The sequence below is a fragment of the Pseudomonas sp. GW821-FHT10C09 genome (assembly GCF_059415465.1).
This window is the reverse complement of record NZ_JBWKNG010000002.1, coordinates 93,683-115,334: the sequence shown is the minus strand read 5'-3', so window position 1 is coordinate 115,334 and position 21,652 is coordinate 93,683. Positions and strand designations below refer to the sequence as shown.

Below are 21,652 nucleotides of genomic sequence, written 5' to 3'. Positions count from 1 at the left end.
ATGTTCCGCCCCAAATTGTTGTTCACCAGCCTTGCCGCACTCGCATTGGGCGCCTGCTCACCGCAGGACCCGCAAGCCGTGACGTCCGCCGCCATCGCCAAATCGGTGATCCTGCCGACCTACACCCGCTGGGTTGAAGCCGACCGCCAATTGGCCGCCAGCGCCCTCGCCTACTGCGAAGGCAAGGAAAACCTCGACACCGCCCGCACCGACTTCCTGCACGCGCAGAAAGCCTGGGCCGAGCTGCAACCGCTGCTGATCGGGCCGCTGGCCGAGGGCAACCGTTCGTGGCAGGTGCAATTCTGGCCGGACAAGAAGAACCTGGTCGGCCGTCAGGTCGAGCAATTGGTCACCGCGCAGCCGCAGATCGATGCCGCCGCCCTGGCCAAGTCCAGCGTGGTGGTTCAGGGCCTCTCGGCCTATGAATACATCCTGTTCGACAGCAAGCCGGACGTGGCCAACGACGCGCAGAAAGCCAAGTATTGCCCGCTGCTGAAAGCCATCGGCGAGCGTCAGAAACAACTGGCCGAAGAGATTCTGCAAAGCTGGAACAACACCGACGGCATGCTCGCGCAAATGAGCAAGTTCCCGAACCAGCGCTACGCCGATTCCCACGAAGCCATCGCCGATTTGCTGCGCGTGCAAGTCACCGCCATCGACACCCTGAAGAAAAAACTCGGCACGCCAATGGGCCGCCAGAGCAAAGGCGTGCCGCAGCCGTTCCAGGCCGATGCATGGCGCAGCCAGTCGTCCCTGACCGGCCTCGAAGCCAGCCTCGCCGCGGCCAAAACCGTGTGGGAAGGCGTCGACAACAAAGGCCTGCGTGGTCTGTTGCCGAGCGACCAGAAACCGTTGGCCGACAAGATCGATGCGGCCTACGCCGCCTCGCTGAAACTGTTCGCCAGCAATCAGCGCTCGCTGACCGAAATGCTCAACGACGATGCCGGTCGCCAACAGCTCAACGATCTCTACGACAGCCTCAACGTGGTCCATCGCCTGCACGAAGGCGAACTGGCCAAGGCGCTGGGCATTCAACTGGGCTTCAACGCCAACGACGGTGACTGATGAGGACGAGTGCCATGCTGCGACGTCAGGCTCTGACTTTAGGTAGCTTGCTGCTGGGAGCAGTGACACTGGGCGGCTGGACGCTGTTCAAGCAAAAGGACAAAAGCCCGCTGCTGCTGTCGGCGCGGGACGATACCGACGGCAAGCATTACGCCGTCGGTTATCGGCTGGACGGCACCCGGGTGTTCGCCACCCAGGTCGGCCAGCGCTGCCACGACATCATCAACCACCCGACGTTGCCGATGGCGCTGTTCGTGGCCCGTCGTCCGGGCACCGAGAGCTACCTGATCGACTTGCGTGACGGCACGTTGCTGCAAACCGTGACGTCGCTGCCAAACCGGCATTTCTACGGGCATGCGGTGATTCACAAGAGCGGCGACTGGCTGTACGCGACCGAGAACGATACGTCCGATCCAGGCCGGGGCTTGCTCGGTGTGTATAAGTTCGAAGGTGAGCGGCTGGTGCACAGCGGTGAGATTTCCACCCATGGCATTGGCCCGCATCAGGTGTCGTGGATGCCCGATGGCGAAACCCTGGTGGTGGCCAACGGCGGCATTCGCACCGAGGCCGAAAGCCGGGTCGAGATGAACCTCAATGCCATGGAACCGAGCCTGGTGCTGATGCAACGCGATGGCACCCTGTTGAGCAAGGAAACCCTCGCCCAGCAGATGAACAGCGTGCGGCATCTGGGGATCGCCAGCGACGGCACCATCGTTGCCGGTCAGCAATTCATGGGGGCGTCCCACGAGTCGTCGGAACTGCTCGCGATCAAGCGTCCCGGCCAGCCATTCGTGGCGTTCCCGGTGCCCGAGCATCAGTTGCAGGCGATGGGGCATTACACCGCCAGCGTCGCCGTGCACAGCGAACTGCGCCTGGTGGCGTTGACCGCGCCACGGGGCAACCGCTTTTTCATCTGGGACCTGGACAGCGGCGAAGTGCGCCTGGATGCGCCATTGCCCGATTGCGCCGGGGTCGGCGCCGTGGCCGACGGTTTTGTCGTGACCTCGGGCCAGGGCCGCTGCCGGTACTACGATTGCCGTCAGACAAACCTTGTTGCAAAACCCTTGGAGCTGCCGGCCGGCCTCTGGGATAACCACCTGCACCTCATCTGATCCCACCCTCCCCGCTGGTGATCACCCTGTGGCGAGGGAGCTTGCTCCCTCGCCACAGGTTTAGGGTTCGTTGTTTTCCTGACTGTGAAATGTGTCAGTTGGAATCACCCGCGCACTCGGAGTAATGTGCCTCCCTGTCTCACCTGATTTTCTCCAAGGAACTGGAAATATGCTGCGTCGCCGCATGCTGATCATGTTGGGTGTTGTTCTGCTGATCGTGCTGGTCCTGGCCGGTTATAAAGCCTTCTCCATCTACACGATGATTCAAGGCTTCTCCGCGCCAAAACCGCCGATCAGTGTCGCCGTGGCCACCGCCACCGAACGGCCGTGGCAAGCGCGCCTGCCCACCGTTGGCACGCTCAAGGCGTTGCAAGGCGTGGACCTGAGCCTGGAGACCGACGGCACGGTCATCGACTTGCAGTTCGAGTCAGGGCAGAAGGTCAAGGCCGGTCAACCGCTGCTGCGGCTCGACAGCGCCGTGGAAAGTGCCTTGCTGGAAACCGCGTTGGCCGACCTCGGGCTGGCCCAGCTCGATTACGGTCGCGGTAGCCAACTGGTCGGCAGCCAGGCGATTTCCAAAGGTGAATTCGACCGACTGTCAGCCGTGCAGAAAAAGAGCAAGGCCACGGTCAACCAGCTCAGGGCTGCGCTCAGCAAAAAGAGCATCGCTGCGCCCTTCAGCGGGACCATCGGCATTCGTCAGGTGGACGTCGGTGACTACGTCGCCACCGGCACCATGATTGCCACCCTGCAAGACCTCAGCAGTCTCTATGTAGACTTCTTCGTGCCCGAGCAGTCGATCCCGAAAATCGCCCTCGGCCAACCGGTGCAGGTGATTGTCGCGGCCTACCCGACGCGAACCTTCCCCGGCACCATCAGTGCGATCAACCCGAAAGTCGAAAACAGCACGCGCAACGTCCAGATCCGCGCGACCCTGGCCAATCCTGACGGCACGTTGCTGCCGGGGATGTTCGCCAACCTGCAGGTGTTGTTGCCCGACCCACAGCCGCGCATCGTCGTGCCGGAAAGCGCGATCACCTACACGCTGTACGGCAACTCGATCTACGTCGTCGCGCAGAAAAAAGCCGAAGACGGCAGCCTGGAAAAAGACGACAAGGGCCAACCGATCCTGATCGCCGAACGACGTTTCATCGAAACCGGCGAGCGCCGCGACGGGCTGGTGATGATTACCAAAGGTGTACAGAACGGCGAGAAAGTGGTCACGGCCGGCCAGATCAAACTGGACAACGGTGCGCACATCGCGATCAGCGACGACAAGACCCTAGCCGAGAAGAACAGTCAGCCGCGCGCGGACTGATCAAGGAATCCCCATGGCTTTTACCGACCCGTTCATCCGCCGCCCGGTCCTCGCGACCGTGGTCAGCCTGTTGATTGTGCTGCTGGGCTTCCAGGCCTGGAGCAAGCTGCCGCTGCGCCAATACCCGCAAATGGAAAACGCCCTGATCACGGTGACCACGGCGTACCCCGGCGCCAACGCCGAAACCATCCAGGGCTACATCACCCAACCGATGCAGCAGAGTCTGGCGAGTGCCGAGGGTATCGACTACATGACGTCGGTCAGTCGCCAGAACTTCTCGGTGATCTCGATCTACGCGCGTATCGGCTCCAACAGCGACCGCTTGTTCACCGAGCTGCTGGCCAAGGCCAACGAGGTCAAGAACCAGTTGCCTCAGGACGCCGAAGACCCGGTACTGAGCAAGGAGGCGGCCGATGCCTCGGCACTCATGTACATCAGTTTCTTCAGCAAGGAGCTGAGCAACCCGCAGATCACCGACTACCTGTCGCGGGTCATCCAGCCGAAACTGGCCACGCTGCCCGGCATGGCCGAAGCCGAGATTCTCGGCAATCAGGTGTTTGCCATGCGCCTGTGGCTGGACCCGGTGAAGCTGGCCGGTTTCGGCCTCAGTGCCAGCGACGTGACCAATGCGGTGCGCCAGTACAACTTCCTCTCCGCCGCCGGCGAAGTGAAAGGCGAATACGTCGTCACCAGCATCAATGCCAACACCGAGCTCAAATCCGCCGAAGCCTTCGCCGCGATTCCGCTCAAGGTCGACGGTGACAGCCGCGTGCTGCTCAGCGATGTCGCGCGGGTGGAAATGGGTGCGGAAAACTACGACACCATCAGCTCCTTCGGTGGCACCCCCTCGGTGTACATCGGCATCAAGGCCACGCCGGGCGCCAACCCGCTGGACGTGATCAAGGAAGTGCGCAAGATCATGCCGGACCTGGAAGCCCAGTTGCCGCCAAATCTCAAGGGTGAAATCGCCTACGACGCCACTCTGTTCATCCAGGCCTCGATCGATGAAGTGGTGAAAACCCTGTTCGAAGCGGTGCTGATCGTCATCGTCGTGGTGTTCCTGTTTCTCGGGGCGCTGCGGTCAGTGGTGATCCCGGTGGTGACCATTCCGCTGTCGATGATCGGCGTGATGTTTTTCATGCAGATGATGGGCTACTCGATCAACCTGTTGACGCTGCTGGCGATGGTGCTGGCCATCGGTCTGGTGGTGGACGATGCCATCGTGGTGGTGGAGAACATTCACCGTCACATCGAGGAAGGCAAGACGCCTTTTGACGCGGCCATCGAAGGTGCTCGGGAAATTGCGATGCCGGTGGTCTCGATGACCATCACCCTGGCGGCGGTCTACGCGCCGATCGGTTTCCTGACCGGGCTGACCGGGGCGCTGTTCAAGGAGTTCGCCCTGACACTGGCCGGGGCGGTGGTGATCTCCGGCGTGGTTGCGCTGACACTGTCGCCGATGATGTGCGCCTTTTTGCTGCGTCACGACGAAAATCCCAGCGGTCTCGCGCACCGCCTGGACCTGATTTTCGAAGGCCTCAAGCGTCGTTACCAAAGCCTGCTGCACGGCACCCTGAACACCCGGCCGGTGGTGCTGGTGTTTGCGGTGATCGTGCTCTGCCTGATTCCCGTGCTGCTCAAATTCACCAAGTCGGAGCTGGCACCCGACGAGGACCAGGGCATCATTTTCATGTTGGCCAACGCCCCGCAACCGGCCAACCTCGACTACCTGAACACCTACACCGACGAATTCATCACCATTTTCAAGGAGTTTCCCGAGTACTACTCCTCGTTCCAGATCAATGGGTTCAACGGCGTGCAATCGGGGATTGGCGGTTTCCTGCTCAAGCCGTGGAATGAACGCCACCGCACGCAGATGGCGATCCTGCCCGAGGTCCAGCGCAAACTGGAGAGCATTTCCGGGTTGCAGATCTTCGGCTTCAACCTGCCCTCCCTGCCCGGTACCGGCGAAGGCCTGCCGTTTCAGTTCGTGATCAACACGGCCAATGATTACGAGCTGCTCTTGCAGGTCATGGACCGGGTGAAAAAGCGTGCCATGGAGTCCGGCAAGTTCGCCTTCGTCGACGTCGACCTGGCGTTCGACAAACCGGAAGTGGTGGTCGATATCGACCGCGCCAAAGCTGCGCAGATGGGCGTCTCGATGCAGGACCTGGGCGGAACGCTGGCGACGTTGCTGGGTGAGGCGGAAATCAACCGTTTCACCATCGAGGGCCGCAGCTACAAGGTCATCGCGCAGGTCGAACGCCCCTTCCGGGATAACCCGGACTGGCTGAACAACTATTATGTGAAGAACAACAAGGGCGAATTGCTGGCCCTGTCGACCCTGATCACCGTCACCGACCGAGCGCGACCGCGACAGCTGAACCAGTTCCAGCAACTCAACTCGGCCATTCTGTCCGGGGTGCCGCTGGTCAGCATGGGCGAAGCCCTCGACACCGTGCGGCAGATCGCCCGGGAAGAAGCCCCGGCAGGCTTCGCCGTCGATTACGCCGGCGCATCACGGCAATACGTCCAGGAAGGCAGTGCGCTGTGGGTCACCTTTGCCCTGGCGCTGGCAATCATCTTCCTGGTGCTGGCCGCGCAGTTTGAAAGCTTTCGCGACCCGCTGGTGATTCTGGTGACCGTGCCGCTGTCGATTTGCGGGGCGTTGATCCCGTTGTTCCTCGGCTGGTCGAGCATGAACATTTATACCCAGGTGGGGCTGGTGACGCTGATCGGGCTGATCAGCAAGCACGGGATCCTGATCGTCGAATTCGCCAACCTGCTGCGCAAGGAAAAAGGCTTGACGGCTCGCGAAGCGGTGGAGGAAGCGGCGGCGATCCGGCTTCGTCCCGTGCTGATGACCACGGCAGCGATGGTGTTTGGCATGGTGCCGTTGATCATTGCCACGGGCGCGGGCGCGGTGAGCCGGTTTGATATCGGGACGGTGATTGCGACGGGGATGTCGATCGGGACGTTGTTTACCTTGTTCGTGTTGCCATGCATCTACACCTTGCTAGCCAAACCCGATCCCAAGGAACACCCATAACCCTGTGGGAGCGAGCCTGCTCGCGAATTCGGTAGATCAGTCACCTAATCCGTTGGATGACACACCGCATTCGCGAGCAGGCTCGCTCCCCCAGTTGATTGGCGGCGTGACTTGGGAATCGTAAGTAAAAAAAAGGCCTCGCACATGCGAGGCCTTTTATTTTGGCTTCAATCTGGTCAACTTTGCGGCCTCATCCCCTGGGCAAGCCCGAACATGAGCAATAACAAATCATGGTCTGGTTGCGCTGCCGCCGAGGCTTTGATTGCTCGCGGTACTGGACAGTGAGCATCGCTGCTCACTGAACTGAGGACTTGCGTGCGAGGCTGCTCCCAGGCAGCCACCGCCAATGTAGCAACTGCCAAGGCTCCAACTAAAAACAAACCTCGTGCAATTTCTAGTTTCATCGCTATAAACCTTTGATAGCGCTGCCAAACGCCGTCTCATAAAAGTAGACGAGTTTTTTCCAGTCCGCATCGCTGAATGACGAATGGCGACGCAGTTGCTTCATGTCATGAGCGGCCGCTTGGGAAGCGGTCATGCGCTGTCGACACTTCTCCAGATCGATCAAGGCGATTTCGACCTTGGCCGATTCACCTTCACCGGTCACCCGCAAAAACACGTGCTTGATGTAGATGCAACTGTGCTGCCAACGGCCCTTGTGCATGCGGGCGAGGTTCTCGGCCAGATCCTTCAACACGCGATCATTCACCTCCTCGCCATGACGCTCGCGACCACCACCGGCGTACCAGTGTTCGATTTCCTCGAAGCCATCCAGCGACTTGGTCACCAGCAATGCGCGCCATTTGTGCACAGGGTCGCGCTGTGCGCCGCAGAAAACGATTTCAGGAACACGCACACCGAGCTTGCGCAGACCGATCAGCGCATCTTGCTCGCGCAGCACGGTCGGGCGGCCAAACGGGTGCAGCCAGCTGCGATAGATATGGCCGGTCTGACGCTTGGCATAGAGCAATTGTCCATCGCTGCCCATGACACGCTGCACGCCACTTTCCCCACCACGGCGAACGTTGGGCTCTTCTACCCATTCACCACGCTGGTTCCAGAAATAGTCGAAGCGGTCCTTGGGAGCGACTTCCGTTTCTGCTGCACATTGCACTGCCATCCTGTTACCTCTTGCGTAATACGTAAACGCGCCACATGGCGTAGAGCGGTATGAAGTCCAGTTTTTCCTGGATGCGGAAACCCGCTTGCTCGAATTCTTTTTCTACCGTTGCGGCCGGTAACACAAAGCGGTTTTGGTAACCTTCCTGCCCACGCCGCGCTTCAGAACGCTTGCGTTTCCAGGCCTTGAAGTTGCCGTCCACCCACAACGAAAGGATCACGCTGTCACGGGTGACACGCTGGAATTCGCGCAGAATTGCCAGTCGATGCTCGGCTTCACCGATGTGGTGCAGCAAACGCATGCAGAAAATGCTGTCGACGGCGTTATCTGGCAAGGCGATGTCGAAGGCAGAAGTGTGCAAGGGTTGTACCCGTTTTACGACATCAGCGGGTTGCGCCTGGCAAGCAATCTTCACCATCGATTCAGAGTTATCGGCGCCGATGATCGCCCGATTGGATTTTTCCGCCAGCATTGGCCAGAAACGTCCGGCACCGCATGGCAAATCGAGTACCAGCCCAGGCTCGCCGACCAGCTTCAGCGCCTTGCGCCCCAGCTGTACGTCGCGCCAGTGGGACAACTTGCGACCGAGGCCATCCTGATGCTTTTGCAGGTAGCGTTTAGCGTGTTGATCGTCGTACTTTTCGGAAAAATCGAGTTTGATCGGGCCGTCCATCATCAGGTCTCCTGAAATGCTGATGTCACCAACCTTAGGTAGTTTAGTGTCAGAGTCAGGTCATTCATTTGTGAAAATTTCGTTGAGGGAAACCCCGAACTATTTCAAGGTTTTACAGGATAACAACGATAGCTCAGGGCCATCCAACTGCAACCGTCCACTCAACCAACATCCGATGCCTTTAAGTCGACCTGAAAACGACAGCCGTTGGGCTCCATGGTCGTCAGGCTGACGGTCCAGCCCTGGTTCTCACAAATCCGCTGCACCAGCGACAGCCCCAGGCCAAGGCCCTCGCCGCGTTTTTCGGTACCCCGTACGAAAGGCTCGAACATCGCCTCGCGTTTTTCTTCGGGAATACCCACACCACTGTCCTCGACCAAAAACCCCGTGGCCGTGAGGGTCAGGCGAATGAAGCCGCGCTCGGTGTAGTGCAAAGCGTTGCGCAGCAAGTTGCCCATCACCGCATGCAGGAGCGTTGCGTTGTAGCTGGCGGTTGGAGCGGGACCCGGTTCAAAAACCAGCTTCAGCCCTTTGGTTTCGATGGGTTCTCGCCACAGATTGAGCAATCCGTCGGCGACCTGATTGAGGTTCTGCTGCGGCGACATGCTGGCGTCTTCACGTTGCGCGCGAGCCAGCATCAGGAAGGTTTGTACCAGTTCACGCATCTCTTCACAGGCCCGGGCAATGCGTTCGACCTGGGCGCGGCCGCGCTGGTCGATACCGGGGTTCTCCAATAGCAACTCACAGGAACTGGCCAACACCATCAAGGGCGTACGCAGTTCGTGGCTGACGTCACTGGTAAACAACCGTTCGCGGGTCAGCGCCTGGCGCAAACGCCCCAAGGTGGCGTCGAAGGCAACGGCCAACTCGCCCACTTCGTCAGCGGCATAATCCGGTGCCAGAGGCGGCGCCAGCCCCAACAACTGATCGCGATGACGCACTTGGCGGGCCAGCCGTACCACCGGCGCCATGACTTTGCGTGCCAGGACCCAGCCGAGAAAAACCGCCAGCGCCAGGCTCAGGACGAAACCGACCAGCACCACGGCAAACAGCACCCGTTCACGCTCTTCGAAATCGCTTTGGTCCTGCAGCAGCACGTAGCGTCGGCCGTCGACGATTTCGACCATCGCGTGATACGACAGCTGATCGCGGAAAACCTCGTGAAAACCCGAATCGAGGTTGCGCAGATCCTTGGGCAGTTCGAAATCCCCTGCCCCGCCGCTGAAGTAGAACAGTTGGTCCGGCTCGGGACGATGGCTCCAGTCCGACATGCTGTCCATCAGCAACAGACGCTGCAGATCGCCGCCCAGCCCGGACGAAATCAGCTTTTCTTCCACCACGTGCACGGTCGCCACAATGCCCATGGCAAAGGCACCGGCCACCAATGCGCTCATGAGCGCAAAGGCGATGATGATCCGTTGAGCAAGGCTCTGCTTAAACTCCATCACGGCCCTCGGCCAGGCGATAACCCACACCGTGAACGGTTTGCAGCAATGGCTTGGCGAACGGCTTGTCGATTACCTGACGCAGTTGATGGACGTGGCTGCGCAGGCTGTCACTGTCCGGGCAGTCATCGCCCCACAGGGCTTCTTCGAGAATTTCCCGGCGCAGCACGTGCGGGCTTTTCTGCATCAGCACGGCCAGCAATTTCAGGCCCACCGGGTTGAGTTTCAGCAGTCGTCCTTCGCGGGTCACTTCGAGGGTGTCGAGGTCGTAGGCCAGATCGCCGACCTGCAACGTGCGACGACCGCCCCCTTGGCTGCGACGCATCACCGCCTCGATCCGCGCGGCCAGTTCAGACAGGGCAAACGGTTTGATCAGGTAGTCGTCGGCGCCGGACTTGAAGCCCTGCAGCCGGTCGTCGAGTTGATCGCGGGCGGTGAGCATGATCACCGGCGTGTCGCGGCGGGCGTCTTCGCGCAGGCGTTTGCACAGGGTGTAGCCGTCGATGCCGGGCAGCATGATGTCGAGCACGATCAAGTCGTAATGTTCGGTGGCCGCCAGGTGCAGGCCCGACAATCCGTCTTGTGCGCAATCCACGGTGTAGCCTTTGAGGCCCAGGTAATCAGCCAGATTGGCGAGGATATCGCGGTTGTCTTCAACCAATAGAATTCGCATGGGCACTCCTCCGTACACAGTAACGGCCGTCTTGGCCCGCGCAGCTTAAGGCCAAGTGTGGCTGAGGACTAGGGTTTCGCATCGCAGAATCAATTCGCGCCACCAAATGGTACGGTTGACACCTTTTTCACTATCGGTTCACACCCTGACGACAGCACTCGAGTGAAAATACCGCGCAATTGATAACAAGGAATGTATACACAATGGACTTCTTCAAGACGGCGCCAATGCGCTTTCTCCTGCTGGTCACCGGCGTCTGGCTGGCGATTTTCTTCCTGACCCGGACGGTTCTGCTCCTCACTCACCTGGACGAGGCCGGCAGCGGTTTCTTGTCCGTGTTCGGCATCGGCTTGCTGTATGACCTGGGCTTTATTGCCTATGCGGCATTGCCCATGGGCCTTTACTTGCTGCTGTGTCCGCCAGCGTTGTGGCGTCGCCGCGGGCACCGCTGGTTGCTTCAGGGCCTGCTGACGGTCAGCCTGTTCGCCATGTTGTTCACCGCAGTGGCCGAATGGCTGTTCTGGGATGAATTCGGCGTGCGCTTCAATTTCATCGCCGTCGACTACCTGGTGTATTCCGATGAAGTGCTGAACAACCTGCTCGAGTCCTATCCGATCGGCAAACTGTTGAGTCTGCTCGCAGTCCTCGCGCTGGTCTTGAGCGTTGTATTACGCAAACCCTTCAATGCCGCGATGAACGCCCCGTTGCCGCCACTGCGCGGGCGTTTGCTGAATGCCTTGGGCCTGTTGATCGTCGCCGGTCTGAGCCTGCAACTGCTCAGCCAGGATTCACCTCGCGCCCAGGGCGGTAACGCCTACCAGAACGAACTGTCGAGCAATGGCCCGTACCAGTTTTTCGCAGCGTTCCGTAACAACGATCTGGATTACCCGCAGTTCTACAGCACGCTGCCGGCCGACGTTGTCGCACAGCAGATTCGGGCCGAGCTCAGCGAACCCAATGCACGTTTTGTCGGTAAGGACCCTCAGGACATCCGTAGGGATATCGATAACCCCGGCACCCTGCGCAAACCCAACATCGTGCTGGTGACCATCGAAAGCTTCAGTGCCAAGTACATGGGCAGCAACGGTGACCAGCGTAACCTGACACCTAACCTCGATGCCCTGCGCCAGCAGAGCCTGTATTTCAACAATTTCTACGCCACCGGCACCCGTACGGATCGCGGCCTGGAAGCCATCACGCTGGCTATCCCGCCAACACCGGGGCGTTCGATCGTCAAGCGCATCGGCCGCGAGAGCGGGTTTGCCAGCCTCGGCCAACAGCTCAACGCCGTGGGTTACGACAGCGTGTTCGTTTACGGTGGTCGCGGTTACTTCGACAACATGAACGCGTTCTTCGGCGGCAACGGTTACCGCGTGGTCGACCAGAGCAGCGTCGATGAAACCGAGATTCACTTCAAGAATGCCTGGGGCATGGCTGACGAAGATTTGTACACGCAGACGCTGAAACTGGCGGACGCCGATTATGCGAAGCAACAGCCGTTCCTGCTGCAACTGATGACCACGTCCAACCATCGTCCTTACACCTACCCGGACAACCGGATCGACATCAAATCCGGCAATGGCCGCGACGGCGCAGTGAAGTACACCGACTATGCCATTGGTCAGTTCCTCGATCAGGCGCGCAAAAAGCCGTGGTTTGACAATACAATCTTCGTCTTCGTCGCCGACCACACCGCGGGCAGCGCCGGTAAAGAAGATTTGCCGATCACCAACTACCAGATTCCGCTGTTCATTTATGCACCGAAGTTGATCCCGGCCCGTGAGACTGCACAACTGGCCAGCCAGATCGACCTCGCCCCCACATTGCTGGGCCTGCTGAATCTGGATTACGAATCGACATTCTTTGGTCGCAACCTGTTGCAGGACAATCCTTTGCCGCCGCGAGTGGTGGTTGGCAATTATCAACACCTGGGGTTGTTTGACGGCAAGGATCTGGCGATCCTTAGCCCGCGCCAAGGGTTGCGCCGCCACGATGAAGCGCTGACAGAAAGTCGCGAGTCACGTGCCACGGCCACTGATCCATTGATCACCCGGGCGATTACTTATTACCAAACAGCCAGTTATGGCTTCAAGCAACAGCTGCTTGGCTGGAAGGCGCCCAAGGAGGGTGCCGGCCAAATCAGCGTACGTTAACCGAATCGCCCCGGGCTGATGCCCCGGGGTTTTTCCTTTGTTCAGGATCCACCATGTCATCAACCGTTGTCCGTCCTGCCCCGCGCCCGCTCAATTTCTGGGTGTGCCTGGGCGTCCCCGCCGTTGCGGCGATCGTTCTGGTGCTGCTCGAACTGACGTCACTGGACATGGACCTGGCCAAGCTGTTTTACGATCCAGTGGCAGGGGATTTCATCGGGCGTCACAGTTACTTCCTGGAAGACATCCTGCATGACCGCGCCAAAGAGGTGGTCATCGCCTTTTCCGTGTTTGCGATCATCGGCTTTATCGCCTCTTTCTTCGTGGACAAACTCAAGCCATTCAAACGGGAAATGGGTTGCCTTGTGCTGTCGCTGGGTCTGGCAACTTCCTTTGTCACCCCCATGAAAGCAGTGACGGCGGTGCAATGCCCATGGAGCCTGGAGCAATTCGGCGGTCACGAGACCTACAGCGAATTGCTCAGCCCTCGCCCGCACACGAATAAGCCCGGTCGCTGCTGGCCGGGTGGTCATGCCGCCACGGGTTTCACCCTGTTTGCGCTGTTCTTTGTGTTGCGTGACCGTCGTCCACGTATGGCGCGCGCGGCGTTTATCTTCGCCTTCGCCTTGGGCTCGGTGTTCTCGATTGGCCGGATGATGCAGGGTGCGCACTTCTTTTCGCACAACGTGTGGACCGCAATTTTCTGCTGGCTGATTTGCCTGGGGTCGTATTACTACGTGCTTTACCGTCCGGCTTCGAAGGTTGAATCGGTGGCCAAAGCGAAAACAGTCAACGCCTGAAACACCGCTCCCACAGAGATCACGCTGTACCTGTGGGAGCGTGGCTTGCCCGCGATGGCGGCGACGCGCACTCCCGACTGGACCGGAATGAGGGCAATAAAAAACCCCGCCTGCTTGCGCAGGCGGGGTTTTTCAATACAGGGGTAAGGCTGGCTTACATCATGCCGCCCATACCGCCCATACCGCCCATGTCTGGCATGCCGCCGCCAGCTGGGCCGTCTTCCTTGATCTCGGCGATCATGGCTTCGGTGGTGATCATCAGGCTGGCAATCGACGAAGCCGCTTGCAGAGCCGAACGAGTCACTTTAGCCGGGTCCAGGATACCCATTTCGATCATGTCGCCGTATTCGCCGGTGGCAGCGTTGTAACCGTAGTTACCCGAACCCTGCTTGACCTTGTCGACTACAACGCTTGGCTCGTCGCCGGAGTTGGCAACGATCTGGCGCAGTGGCGCTTCAACAGCACGACGCAGCAACTGGATGCCAACGTTCTGGTCATCGTTGTCGCCTTTCAGCTCGGAGATAGCCTGCAGAGCGCGAACCAGTGCCACGCCGCCGCCAGGTACCACGCCTTCTTCAACGGCTGCACGGGTAGCGTGCAGGGCGTCTTCAACGCGGGCTTTCTTCTCTTTCATTTCAACTTCGGAACCAGCGCCAACCTTGATCACTGCAACGCCGCCGGACAGCTTGGCCAGACGTTCTTGCAGTTTTTCACGGTCGTAGTCGGACGAAGTGTCAGCCACTTGCTGACGGATCTGCAGAACGCGAGCCTGGATGTCAGCCTCAACGCCGGCGCCGTCGATCACGGTGGTGTTTTCTTTCGACAGGATCACGCGCTTGGCATTACCCAGGTGTTCCAGGGTAGTGCTTTCCAGGCTCAGACCGATCTCTTCGGAGATAACGGTACCGCCAGTCAGGACAGCGATGTCCTGCAGCATGGCCTTGCGACGGTCGCCGAAGCCTGGAGCCTTGACGGCTGCGACTTTAACGATGCCACGCATGTTGTTCACAACCAGAGTCGCCAGGGCTTCGCCTTCAACGTCTTCGGCCACGATCAGCAGTGGACGGCCGGCTTTGGCAACGGCTTCCAGTACTGGCAACATTTCGCGGATGTTGGAGATCTTTTTGTCGACCAGCAGGATCAGCGGACCGTCCAGCTCGGCAGTCATGGTCTCTGGCTTGTTGACGAAGTACGGGGACAGGTAGCCACGGTCGAACTGCATGCCTTCAACAACCGACAGTTCGTTTTCCAGGCCCGAGCCTTCTTCAACGGTGATCACGCCTTCTTTACCGACTTTTTCCATGGCTTCGGCAATGATGTCGCCGATGGAGCTGTCGGAGTTGGCCGAGATGGTGCCGACCTGAGCGATTGCCTTGGTGTCAGCGCAAGGCTTGGACAGGGCTTTGAGCTCTTTGACGATAGCGATGGTCGCTTTGTCGATGCCGCGCTTGAGGTCCATCGGGTTCATGCCGGCAGCGACGGCTTTCAGGCCTTCGTTGACGATCGATTGAGCCAGAACGGTAGCGGTGGTGGTGCCGTCGCCTGCGTCATCGTTGGCACGGGAGGCAACGTCTTTGACCAGCTGCGCGCCCATGTTTTCGAAGCGATCTTTCAGCTCGATTTCTTTGGCAACGGAAACGCCGTCCTTGGTGATGGTCGGAGCGCCGAAGCTCTTCTCGATGATCACGTTACGGCCTTTAGGGCCCAGGGTCGCTTTTACTGCGTCAGCCAGGACGTTCACACCGGCGAGCATTTTCTTGCGGGCGGAATCGCCGAATTTAACTTCTTTAGCAGCCATGATCGATATTCCTTAAATACTTTGTAGTAGCGGGAAAATGAGCGGGGTATCAGCCTTCGATAACAGCGAGAATCTCGTTCTCAGCCATTACCAGCAGGTCTTCGCCGTCAACTTTCACGGTGTTGCTGCCGGAGTACGGGCCGAACACAACCTTGTCACCCACTTTAACGGCCAGTGCACGCACTTCACCGTTGTCCAGCACGCGGCCGGTACCGACAGCGAGGATCTCGCCGCTGTTGGCTTTTTCGGCAGCCGAACCTGGCAGGACGATACCGCCAGCGGTTTTCTTTTCTTCTTCGCTGCGACGGATGACGACGCGGTCATGCAGAGGACGAAGCTTCATTGTCGATCTCTCCTAATTGTGGTTTTCATCGGCCGGTGTATTCCCGGCGGGTTTAACAAATCCGGCGGTGCCGGGTGCGGCTCGACAAGCGAGACGCGGAAGTCTGTCTGGCGTGATCGCCAGAAACCTTGCGGTGACCGTTACATAAGGGCGCATAAGCTTATTACAAGGGCGGGGGTCGAAATTTTTTACATCGATGACCTGAAACAGACACGGCACCCGAAGGTGCCGCGCAGGTGAAACGTTTTACTTGGTGTCGCGGTGTTCGAACTCGCCTTCGATCACGTTGGGCTCACGGCCCAGCGGCTCGCGTGGAGCAGGACCGCCACGTGGCTGCAGGTCGTCGGCGAAGGCACGCTGACGGATCGCGGCCTCTTCGGCGCGCTGGCGCATTTTGTTGGCCAGCAGTCGACGAGAAATCGGCAGCAACATGATCAGGCCCAGAACGTCAGAGACGAAGCCCGGCAGGATCAACAGACCGCCCGCCAGGGCCAGCATCAAGCCTTCCAGCATGGTCTGGGCCGGCAGCTCGCCGCGATTCAGGCTTTCACGGGCACGCAGCGCAGTGGCCAGACCGGCGATGCGCAACACGAACACGCCGAGCATCGAGCCGAGAATGATCAGCAGCAGGGCCGGGAAAAACCCGATAGCCCCACTGACTTTGACGAATACGAAGAGCTCCAACACCGGGAACAGTACAAAGAGCAATAAAAAAGGGCGCATCAAATGGTTCCTCAACGCAAGAATGCCTTGCCAGTAAGCCTTAGATGACGTCGCCCTTTCGTGAATTCAAGCGTCGGCGACTTCTTTTTTGGGCCAATGCTCGGCGTGAGCCAGGAAAACCAAGGCTTCCCGGACTTGTGTCGGCGTATTACAAGGCGCTTGAAACGGCAACCAGTACAGCGCCTGGCCGATGCGCAAATGCATGCCTTCGGTGTCGATGCCGGCCAGTTGCGCCGGTTCGGTTTTCGGCAGGCCCGCCAGTTCGACGTAGTGCGCGATGGCTTTGGCGTGATCGGCATTCATGTGCTCGACCATGCTCACTTCGGCTTTGCCGGCAAACGGGTTGGCCAGGGTCAGGTGATCGACCCAGTGAATCGCGCCGAAGCCGCCGATGTAGCGGTGACGCACGGGTTTGAGCACCCAGAAATCGAAATCATGGGCCTTGTGATAACTCTGCGAATCCGGGAAATAGCGGTAGTAGCGTTCGGCGGCCGCTTCAATGGCCGCCTCGTCCTCGAGCTTTTCTGCTTCGGCGAGGTACGTCAACCGACCAACGGCTTGCACGTCATCAGCCTCACGCTCGCCCACAAACAGCGAGCATTTCGGATCTTTTTGCAGGTTATGCGTGTGCTGGGCGATGCGGCTGATAAGGATCAGCGGCCGGCCCTGCTCGTCCAGGCAGTAAGGAACTACCGAGCCAAACGGGTAACCCGGCATCGACTTGGAGTGGGTCGAAAGCACTCCCCGGTATTCCTTGAGAAGCAATTCTCGGGCATTCTTGGCCGCTTCTACGCTCAATTTATGACTCCTTAAATAGAATCCGTCGAAAAAACGGACAGGCGCCTGGGGATAAGTATCCAGAACGCCATCGGGGCAGTTCTCATGTGCAGCCAGGCCACATCAGGTGCAGATCGAGAGGCCCTCTACTAGGAAACCACTCTGACCTGCTATTGGGGCATGCGAATGCAACTCACTGACAAAGTAATCATTATCACTGGCGGTTGCCAGGGTTTAGGCCGTTCGATGGCCGAGTATTTCGCGGGTAAAGGCGCGAAGCTGGCGCTGGTAGACCTGAACCAGGAAAAGCTCGACGACGCCGTCGCCGCGTGCAAGGCCAAGGGTGTCGAGGCGCGCAGCTACCTGTGCAACGTCGCCAATGAAGAGCAAGTGACCCACATGGTTGCCCAGGTCGCCGAAGATTTCGGTGCGATCCACGGCCTGATCAACAACGCCGGCATCCTGCGCGATGGCCTGCTGTTGAAGGTCAAGGACGGCGAAATGACCAAGATGAGCCTGGCCCAATGGCAGGCGGTGATCGACGTCAACCTGACCGGCGTGTTCCTGTGCACCCGTGAAGTCGCGGCAAAAATGGTCGAGCTGAACACCAGCGGCGCGATCATCAATATCTCCTCGATCTCGCGTGCCGGCAACGTTGGCCAGACCAACTACTCGGCCGCCAAGGCTGGCGTGGCGGCAGCGACCGTGACCTGGGCCAAGGAACTGGCGCGCTACGGCATTCGCGTGGCGGGCATCGCCCCGGGCTTTATTGAAACCGAGATGACGCTGGGCATGAAGCCTGAAGCGTTGGAGAAGATGACGGCCGGTATTCCGCTCAAGCGCATGGGCAAACCGGAAGAGATCGCCCATTCGGCGGCGTACATTTTCGAGAACGACTACTACACCGGCCGGATCCTCGAAATGGATGGCGGGTTGCGGATCTAAGCAACACCCAAAACAACTGTGGGAGCGAGCCTGCTCGCGAAAGCGGTAGATCAGTCAACTAATCTGTTGAATGACGCACCGCATTCGCGAGCAGGCTCGCTCCCACAGGGGACGCATTTTACTCAGCGAATCAATCGTCGCTGATGGTGATGTTCGGCATCGCCGGCGACGCCGCTTCCTGCAACACGATCCGCGCACCAACGTGGCGGGCCAACTCCTGATACACCAGCGCAATCGGGCTGTCCGGCTCGGCGATCACCGTTGGCTTGCCGCCATCGGCCTGCTCACGAATGGCCATTGCCAGCGGCAACGAGGCCAGCAGCTCAACGCCATACTGATTGGCCAGCTTCACACCGCCACCCTCACCGAACAGATGCTCGGCATGCCCGCAGTTGGAGCAGATGTGCACGGCCATGTTTTCCACCACGCCCAGCACCGGAATGTTGACCTTGCGGAACATCTCCACGCCCTTGCGCGCATCCAGCAGCGCCAGGTCTTGCGGGGTCGTGACGATCACAGCACCGGCCACCGGGACTTTCTGCGCCAGGGTCAGCTGAATATCACCGGTGCCTGGCGGCATGTCGATGACCAGGTAATCGAGGTCGCCCCACGCGGTCTGGGTGACCAGTTGCAGCAGCGCACCGGAGACCATCGGCCCACGCCACACCATCGGCGTGTTGTCGTCGGTCAGGAACGCCATCGACATCACCTCAACGCCATGGGACTCGATCGGCACAAACCACTTCTGATCCTTGACCTTTGGTCGGGTGCCTTCGGGGATGCCGAACATGATGCCCTGGCTCGGACCGTAGATGTCCGCGTCGAGAATCCCGACCTTGGCGCCTTCACGGGCCAGCGCCAGCGCCAGGTTCGCAGCGGTGGTGGACTTGCCCACGCCACCCTTCCCGGACGCCACGGCCACCACGTTTTTCACGTTGGCCAGCCCCGGGATCTGCGCCTGGGCCTTGTGCGCGGCAATCACGCTGGTGATGTCGACACGGGCGGTCGTCACGCCGTCGAGGCCTTCGATAGCCATTTGCAGCATCTGCGACCAGCCGCTCTTGAACAGGCCGGCGGCGTAGCCCAACTCCAGCTGGACGCTGACGCGATCGCCCTGGATGTCGATAGTGCGCACGCATCCGGCGCTGACCGGGTCCTGGTTCAGATAAGGGTCGGTGTATTGGCGAAGGACGGCTTCCACCGCTGCGCGATTGACGGCGCTCATGGGCAACTCCGATAGCAAGACTGGAAAATCAGGCGGGTATCCTAACCGTTCTACTCTCCTATCGGCATGCCTGAAGATCAATTGTTGCGAACGCTTTCCTGTGGCGAGGGGGCTTGCCCCCGTTGGGCCGCGAAGTGGCCCCTTTCAATCTGTCAGACAGACCGAATTGCCTGGATTCACGGCTGCTGCGCAGCCGAACGGGGGCAAGCCCCCTCGCCACAGGGGTGAAAAATATGTGCCGGCGCTTTATAGTGGCCGACCTCCGTTTCATCAAGTAGCCGAGCCCCATGTCCGAGCCACGCAAGATCCTCGTCACCAGCGCCCTGCCCTATGCCAATGGTTCGATCCATCTTGGCCACATGCTGGAATACATCCAGACCGATATGTGGGTGCGCTTCCAGAAGCACCGCGGCAACCAATGCATTTATGTCTGCGCCGACGACGCCCACGGTTCGGCGATCATGCTGCGCGCGGAAAAGGAAGGCATCACCCCGGAACAACTGATCGCCAACGTCCAGGCTGAACACAGCGCCGACTTTGCCGAGTTCCTGGTGGACTTCGACAACTTTCACTCCACTCACGCCGAAGAAAACCGTGAGCTGTCGAGCCAGATCTACCTGAAGCTGCGCGACGCCGGGCACATTGCCCAGCGCTCGATCACGCAATACTTCGACCCGGAAAAGAAAATGTTCCTGGCCGACCGCTTCATCAAGGGCACCTGCCCGAAATGCGGCACCGAAGACCAGTACGGCGACAACTGCGAAAAATGCGGTGCGACTTACGCGCCGACCGACCTGAAGGATCCGAAGTCGGCGATCTCTGGCGCCACCCCGGTGCTCAAGGATTCCCAGCACTTCTTCTTCAAGCTGCCGGACTTCCAGGAAATGCTGCAAACCTGGACCCGCAGCGGCACCCTGCAAGACGCCGTCGCCAACAAGATCGCCGAATGGCTGGACGCGGGCCTGCAACAGTGGGACATCTCCCGCGATGCGCCGTACTTCGGTTTCGAGATTCCCGATGAGCCGGGCAAGTACTTTTACGTCTGGCTGGACGCGCCGATCGGCTACATGGCGAGCTTCAAGAACCTGTGCAACCGCACGCCGGAGCTGGACTTCGATGCGTTCTGGGGCAAGGACTCCACCGCCGAGCTGTACCATTTCATCGGCAAGGACATCGTCAACTTCCACGCCCTGTTCTGGCCCGCCATGCTCGAAGGCGCCGGTTTCCGTAAACCGACCGGCATCAACGTGCACGGCTACCTGACCGTCAACGGTCAGAAAATGTCCAAGTCCCGTGGCACTTTCATCAAGGCCCGGACGTACCTGGATCACCTGTCGCCGGAATACCTGCGCTACTACTACGCGGCCAAGCTGAGCCGTGGCGTCGACGATCTGGACCTGAACCTCGAAGACTTCGTGCAGAAGGTCAACTCGGACCTGGTCGGCAAAGTCGTCAACATCGCCAGCCGTTGTGCCGGTTTCATCCATAAAGGCAACGCCGGTGTGCTGGTGGCCGGCAATGCCGCGCCTGAACTGACCGAAGCGTTCCTGGCCGCGGCGCCAAGCATCGCCGAGGCTTACGAGGCTCGCGACTTCGCCCGCGCCATGCGTGAAATCATGGGCCTGGCCGACCGTGCCAACGCCTGGATCGCCGACAAGGCACCGTGGTCGTTGAACAAACAGGAAGGCAAGCAGGACGAAGTCCAGGCGATCTGCGCCTTGGGCGTCAACCTGTTCCGCCAGTTGGTGATCTTCCTCAAGCCGGTCCTGCCGTTGCTGGCTGCCGATGCCGAGGCGTTCCTGAACGTCGCGCCGCTGACCTGGAACGACCACGCGACCCTGCTCAGCAACCATCAGCTGAACGAGTTCAAACCGTTGATGACGCGTATAGACCCGGTAAAAGTACAGGCCATGAGCGACGCGTCCAAAGAAGACCTGACCGCCAGCGCAACCGATACCGGCGAAGCAGCACCGGCCGGCAACGGCGAACTGGCCAAGGATCCGCTGTCGCCAGAGATCGAGTTCGACGCATTCGCGGCGATCGACCTGCGCGTCGCACTGATCGTCAAGGCTGAACACGTGGAAGGCGCCGACAAGCTGCTGCGCCTGACCCTGGACATCGGTGACGAGCAACGCAACGTGTTCTCCGGGATCAAGAGCGCTTACCCGGATCCGTCCAAGCTCGATGGTCGCCTGACCATGATGATCGCCAACCTCAAGCCACGAAAAATGAAGTTCGGCATCTCCGAAGGCATGGTGATGGCGGCCGGTCCCGGTGGCGAAGAAATCTACCTGCTCAGCCCTGATAGCGGCGCCAAGCCGGGTCAGCGCATCAAGTAAGGTCTTGCTGTAAACCGATCCCACAGTCGTGCCTGACGCGACTGTGGGATTTTCATATCTGGCCCACCCTCCGTCCTTGCCGGATAATGCCTAAGCT

At 59.7% G+C, this 21,652-nt stretch carries 18 protein-coding genes; 8 read left to right on the top strand and 10 right to left on the bottom strand.

Translation table 11 applies throughout. The annotated features are described in order from the left end of the window. The 4 genes from AC07N8_RS01965 (at position 1) to AC07N8_RS01950 (ending at position 6,544) form a co-directional block, all read left to right on the top strand. Positions 1-1,065, top strand: a complete 1,065-nt coding sequence (locus AC07N8_RS01965) for an imelysin family protein (protein ID WP_027922870.1) — start codon at positions 1-3, stop codon at positions 1,063-1,065. Between the two features lie 14 nt (positions 1,066-1,079). Then, entirely contained in the window at positions 1,080-2,177 is a 1,098-nt protein-coding gene (locus AC07N8_RS01960; protein WP_493142367.1) for a DUF1513 domain-containing protein, read from the top strand. A 169-nt stretch (positions 2,178-2,346) separates the two neighbouring features. Continuing rightward, entirely contained in the window at positions 2,347-3,495 is a 1,149-nt protein-coding gene (locus AC07N8_RS01955) for an efflux RND transporter periplasmic adaptor subunit (protein ID WP_483841853.1), read from the top strand. A 13-nt stretch (positions 3,496-3,508) separates the two neighbouring features. Next, entirely contained in the window at positions 3,509-6,544 is a 3,036-nt protein-coding gene (locus AC07N8_RS01950; RefSeq protein WP_483841854.1) for a multidrug efflux RND transporter permease subunit, read from the top strand. Positions 6,545-6,720: 176 nt separating this feature from the next. On the opposite strand, the gene AC07N8_RS01945 is transcribed toward AC07N8_RS01950, so the two are convergent. From AC07N8_RS01945 to colR, 5 genes are all read right to left on the bottom strand, one after another. Further along, a complete protein-coding gene (locus AC07N8_RS01945; protein WP_483841855.1) occupies positions 6,721-6,948 on the bottom strand; it encodes a hypothetical protein in 228 nt (75 codons plus the stop codon). A gap of 2 nt (positions 6,949-6,950) precedes the next feature. After that, a complete protein-coding gene (locus AC07N8_RS01940) occupies positions 6,951-7,664 on the bottom strand; it encodes a lipopolysaccharide kinase InaA family protein (protein ID WP_483841856.1) in 714 nt (237 codons plus the stop codon). Positions 7,665-7,668: 4 nt separating this feature from the next. Continuing rightward, positions 7,669-8,337, bottom strand: coding sequence for a class I SAM-dependent methyltransferase (locus AC07N8_RS01935; RefSeq protein ID WP_483841933.1), 669 nt, complete (start codon positions 8,335-8,337; stop codon positions 7,669-7,671). 161 nt (positions 8,338-8,498) lie between these two features. Next, the gene (locus AC07N8_RS01930) at positions 8,499-9,782 is read right to left on the bottom strand and encodes a sensor histidine kinase (RefSeq protein WP_483841857.1); all 1,284 of its coding nucleotides are present in this window, start codon (positions 9,780-9,782) and stop codon (positions 8,499-8,501) included. Beyond that, a complete protein-coding gene (gene colR, locus AC07N8_RS01925) occupies positions 9,772-10,455 on the bottom strand; it encodes a two-component system response regulator ColR (protein ID WP_123434926.1) in 684 nt (227 codons plus the stop codon). Before colR ends, AC07N8_RS01930 begins: the two co-directional genes overlap by 11 nt. Positions 10,456-10,658: 203 nt before the next feature. Between colR and AC07N8_RS01920 the strand changes: the two genes are divergently transcribed. Beyond that, a complete protein-coding gene (locus AC07N8_RS01920) occupies positions 10,659-12,608 on the top strand; it encodes an LTA synthase family protein (RefSeq protein ID WP_483841858.1) in 1,950 nt (649 codons plus the stop codon). A gap of 53 nt (positions 12,609-12,661) precedes the next feature. Beyond that, positions 12,662-13,405, top strand: coding sequence for a phosphatase PAP2 family protein (locus AC07N8_RS01915; protein ID WP_493142363.1), 744 nt, complete (start codon positions 12,662-12,664; stop codon positions 13,403-13,405). Positions 13,406-13,559: 154 nt separating this feature from the next. Here AC07N8_RS01915 and groL read toward each other — a convergent pair whose 3' ends face one another. The 4 genes from groL to AC07N8_RS01895 all read right to left on the bottom strand — a co-directional run bounded on the left by groL (position 13,560) and on the right by AC07N8_RS01895 (position 17,067). Next, positions 13,560-15,203 carry a chaperonin GroEL gene (gene groL / locus AC07N8_RS01910; RefSeq protein WP_008155543.1) on the bottom strand — a complete coding sequence of 548 codons (1,644 nt, stop codon included), beginning with the start codon at positions 15,201-15,203 and terminating at the stop codon, positions 13,560-13,562. Between the two features lie 49 nt (positions 15,204-15,252). Continuing rightward, the gene (locus tag AC07N8_RS01905) at positions 15,253-15,546 is read right to left on the bottom strand and encodes a co-chaperone GroES (protein ID WP_019827816.1); all 294 of its coding nucleotides are present in this window, start codon (positions 15,544-15,546) and stop codon (positions 15,253-15,255) included. A 246-nt stretch (positions 15,547-15,792) separates the two neighbouring features. Continuing rightward, the gene (locus AC07N8_RS01900) at positions 15,793-16,269 is read right to left on the bottom strand and encodes an FxsA family protein (protein WP_123434930.1); all 477 of its coding nucleotides are present in this window, start codon (positions 16,267-16,269) and stop codon (positions 15,793-15,795) included. Between the two features lie 66 nt (positions 16,270-16,335). Beyond that, the gene (locus tag AC07N8_RS01895; RefSeq protein WP_123434931.1) at positions 16,336-17,067 is read right to left on the bottom strand and encodes a HugZ family pyridoxamine 5'-phosphate oxidase; all 732 of its coding nucleotides are present in this window, start codon (positions 17,065-17,067) and stop codon (positions 16,336-16,338) included. A gap of 165 nt (positions 17,068-17,232) precedes the next feature. Here AC07N8_RS01895 and AC07N8_RS01890 point away from each other — a divergent pair, with 165 nt between their 5' ends. Continuing rightward, positions 17,233-17,991: an SDR family oxidoreductase gene (locus AC07N8_RS01890; protein ID WP_493142360.1), complete on the top strand. Its 759-nt coding sequence runs from the start codon at positions 17,233-17,235 to the stop codon at positions 17,989-17,991. A gap of 130 nt (positions 17,992-18,121) precedes the next feature. On the opposite strand, the gene apbC is transcribed toward AC07N8_RS01890, so the two are convergent. Further along, a complete protein-coding gene (apbC, locus tag AC07N8_RS01885) occupies positions 18,122-19,216 on the bottom strand; it encodes an iron-sulfur cluster carrier protein ApbC (protein ID WP_493142358.1) in 1,095 nt (364 codons plus the stop codon). A gap of 287 nt (positions 19,217-19,503) precedes the next feature. Here apbC and metG point away from each other — a divergent pair, with 287 nt between their 5' ends. Further along, entirely contained in the window at positions 19,504-21,555 is a 2,052-nt protein-coding gene (gene metG / locus AC07N8_RS01880) for a methionine--tRNA ligase (RefSeq protein ID WP_493142356.1), read from the top strand. The last annotated feature ends 97 nt before the right edge of the window (positions 21,556-21,652 follow it).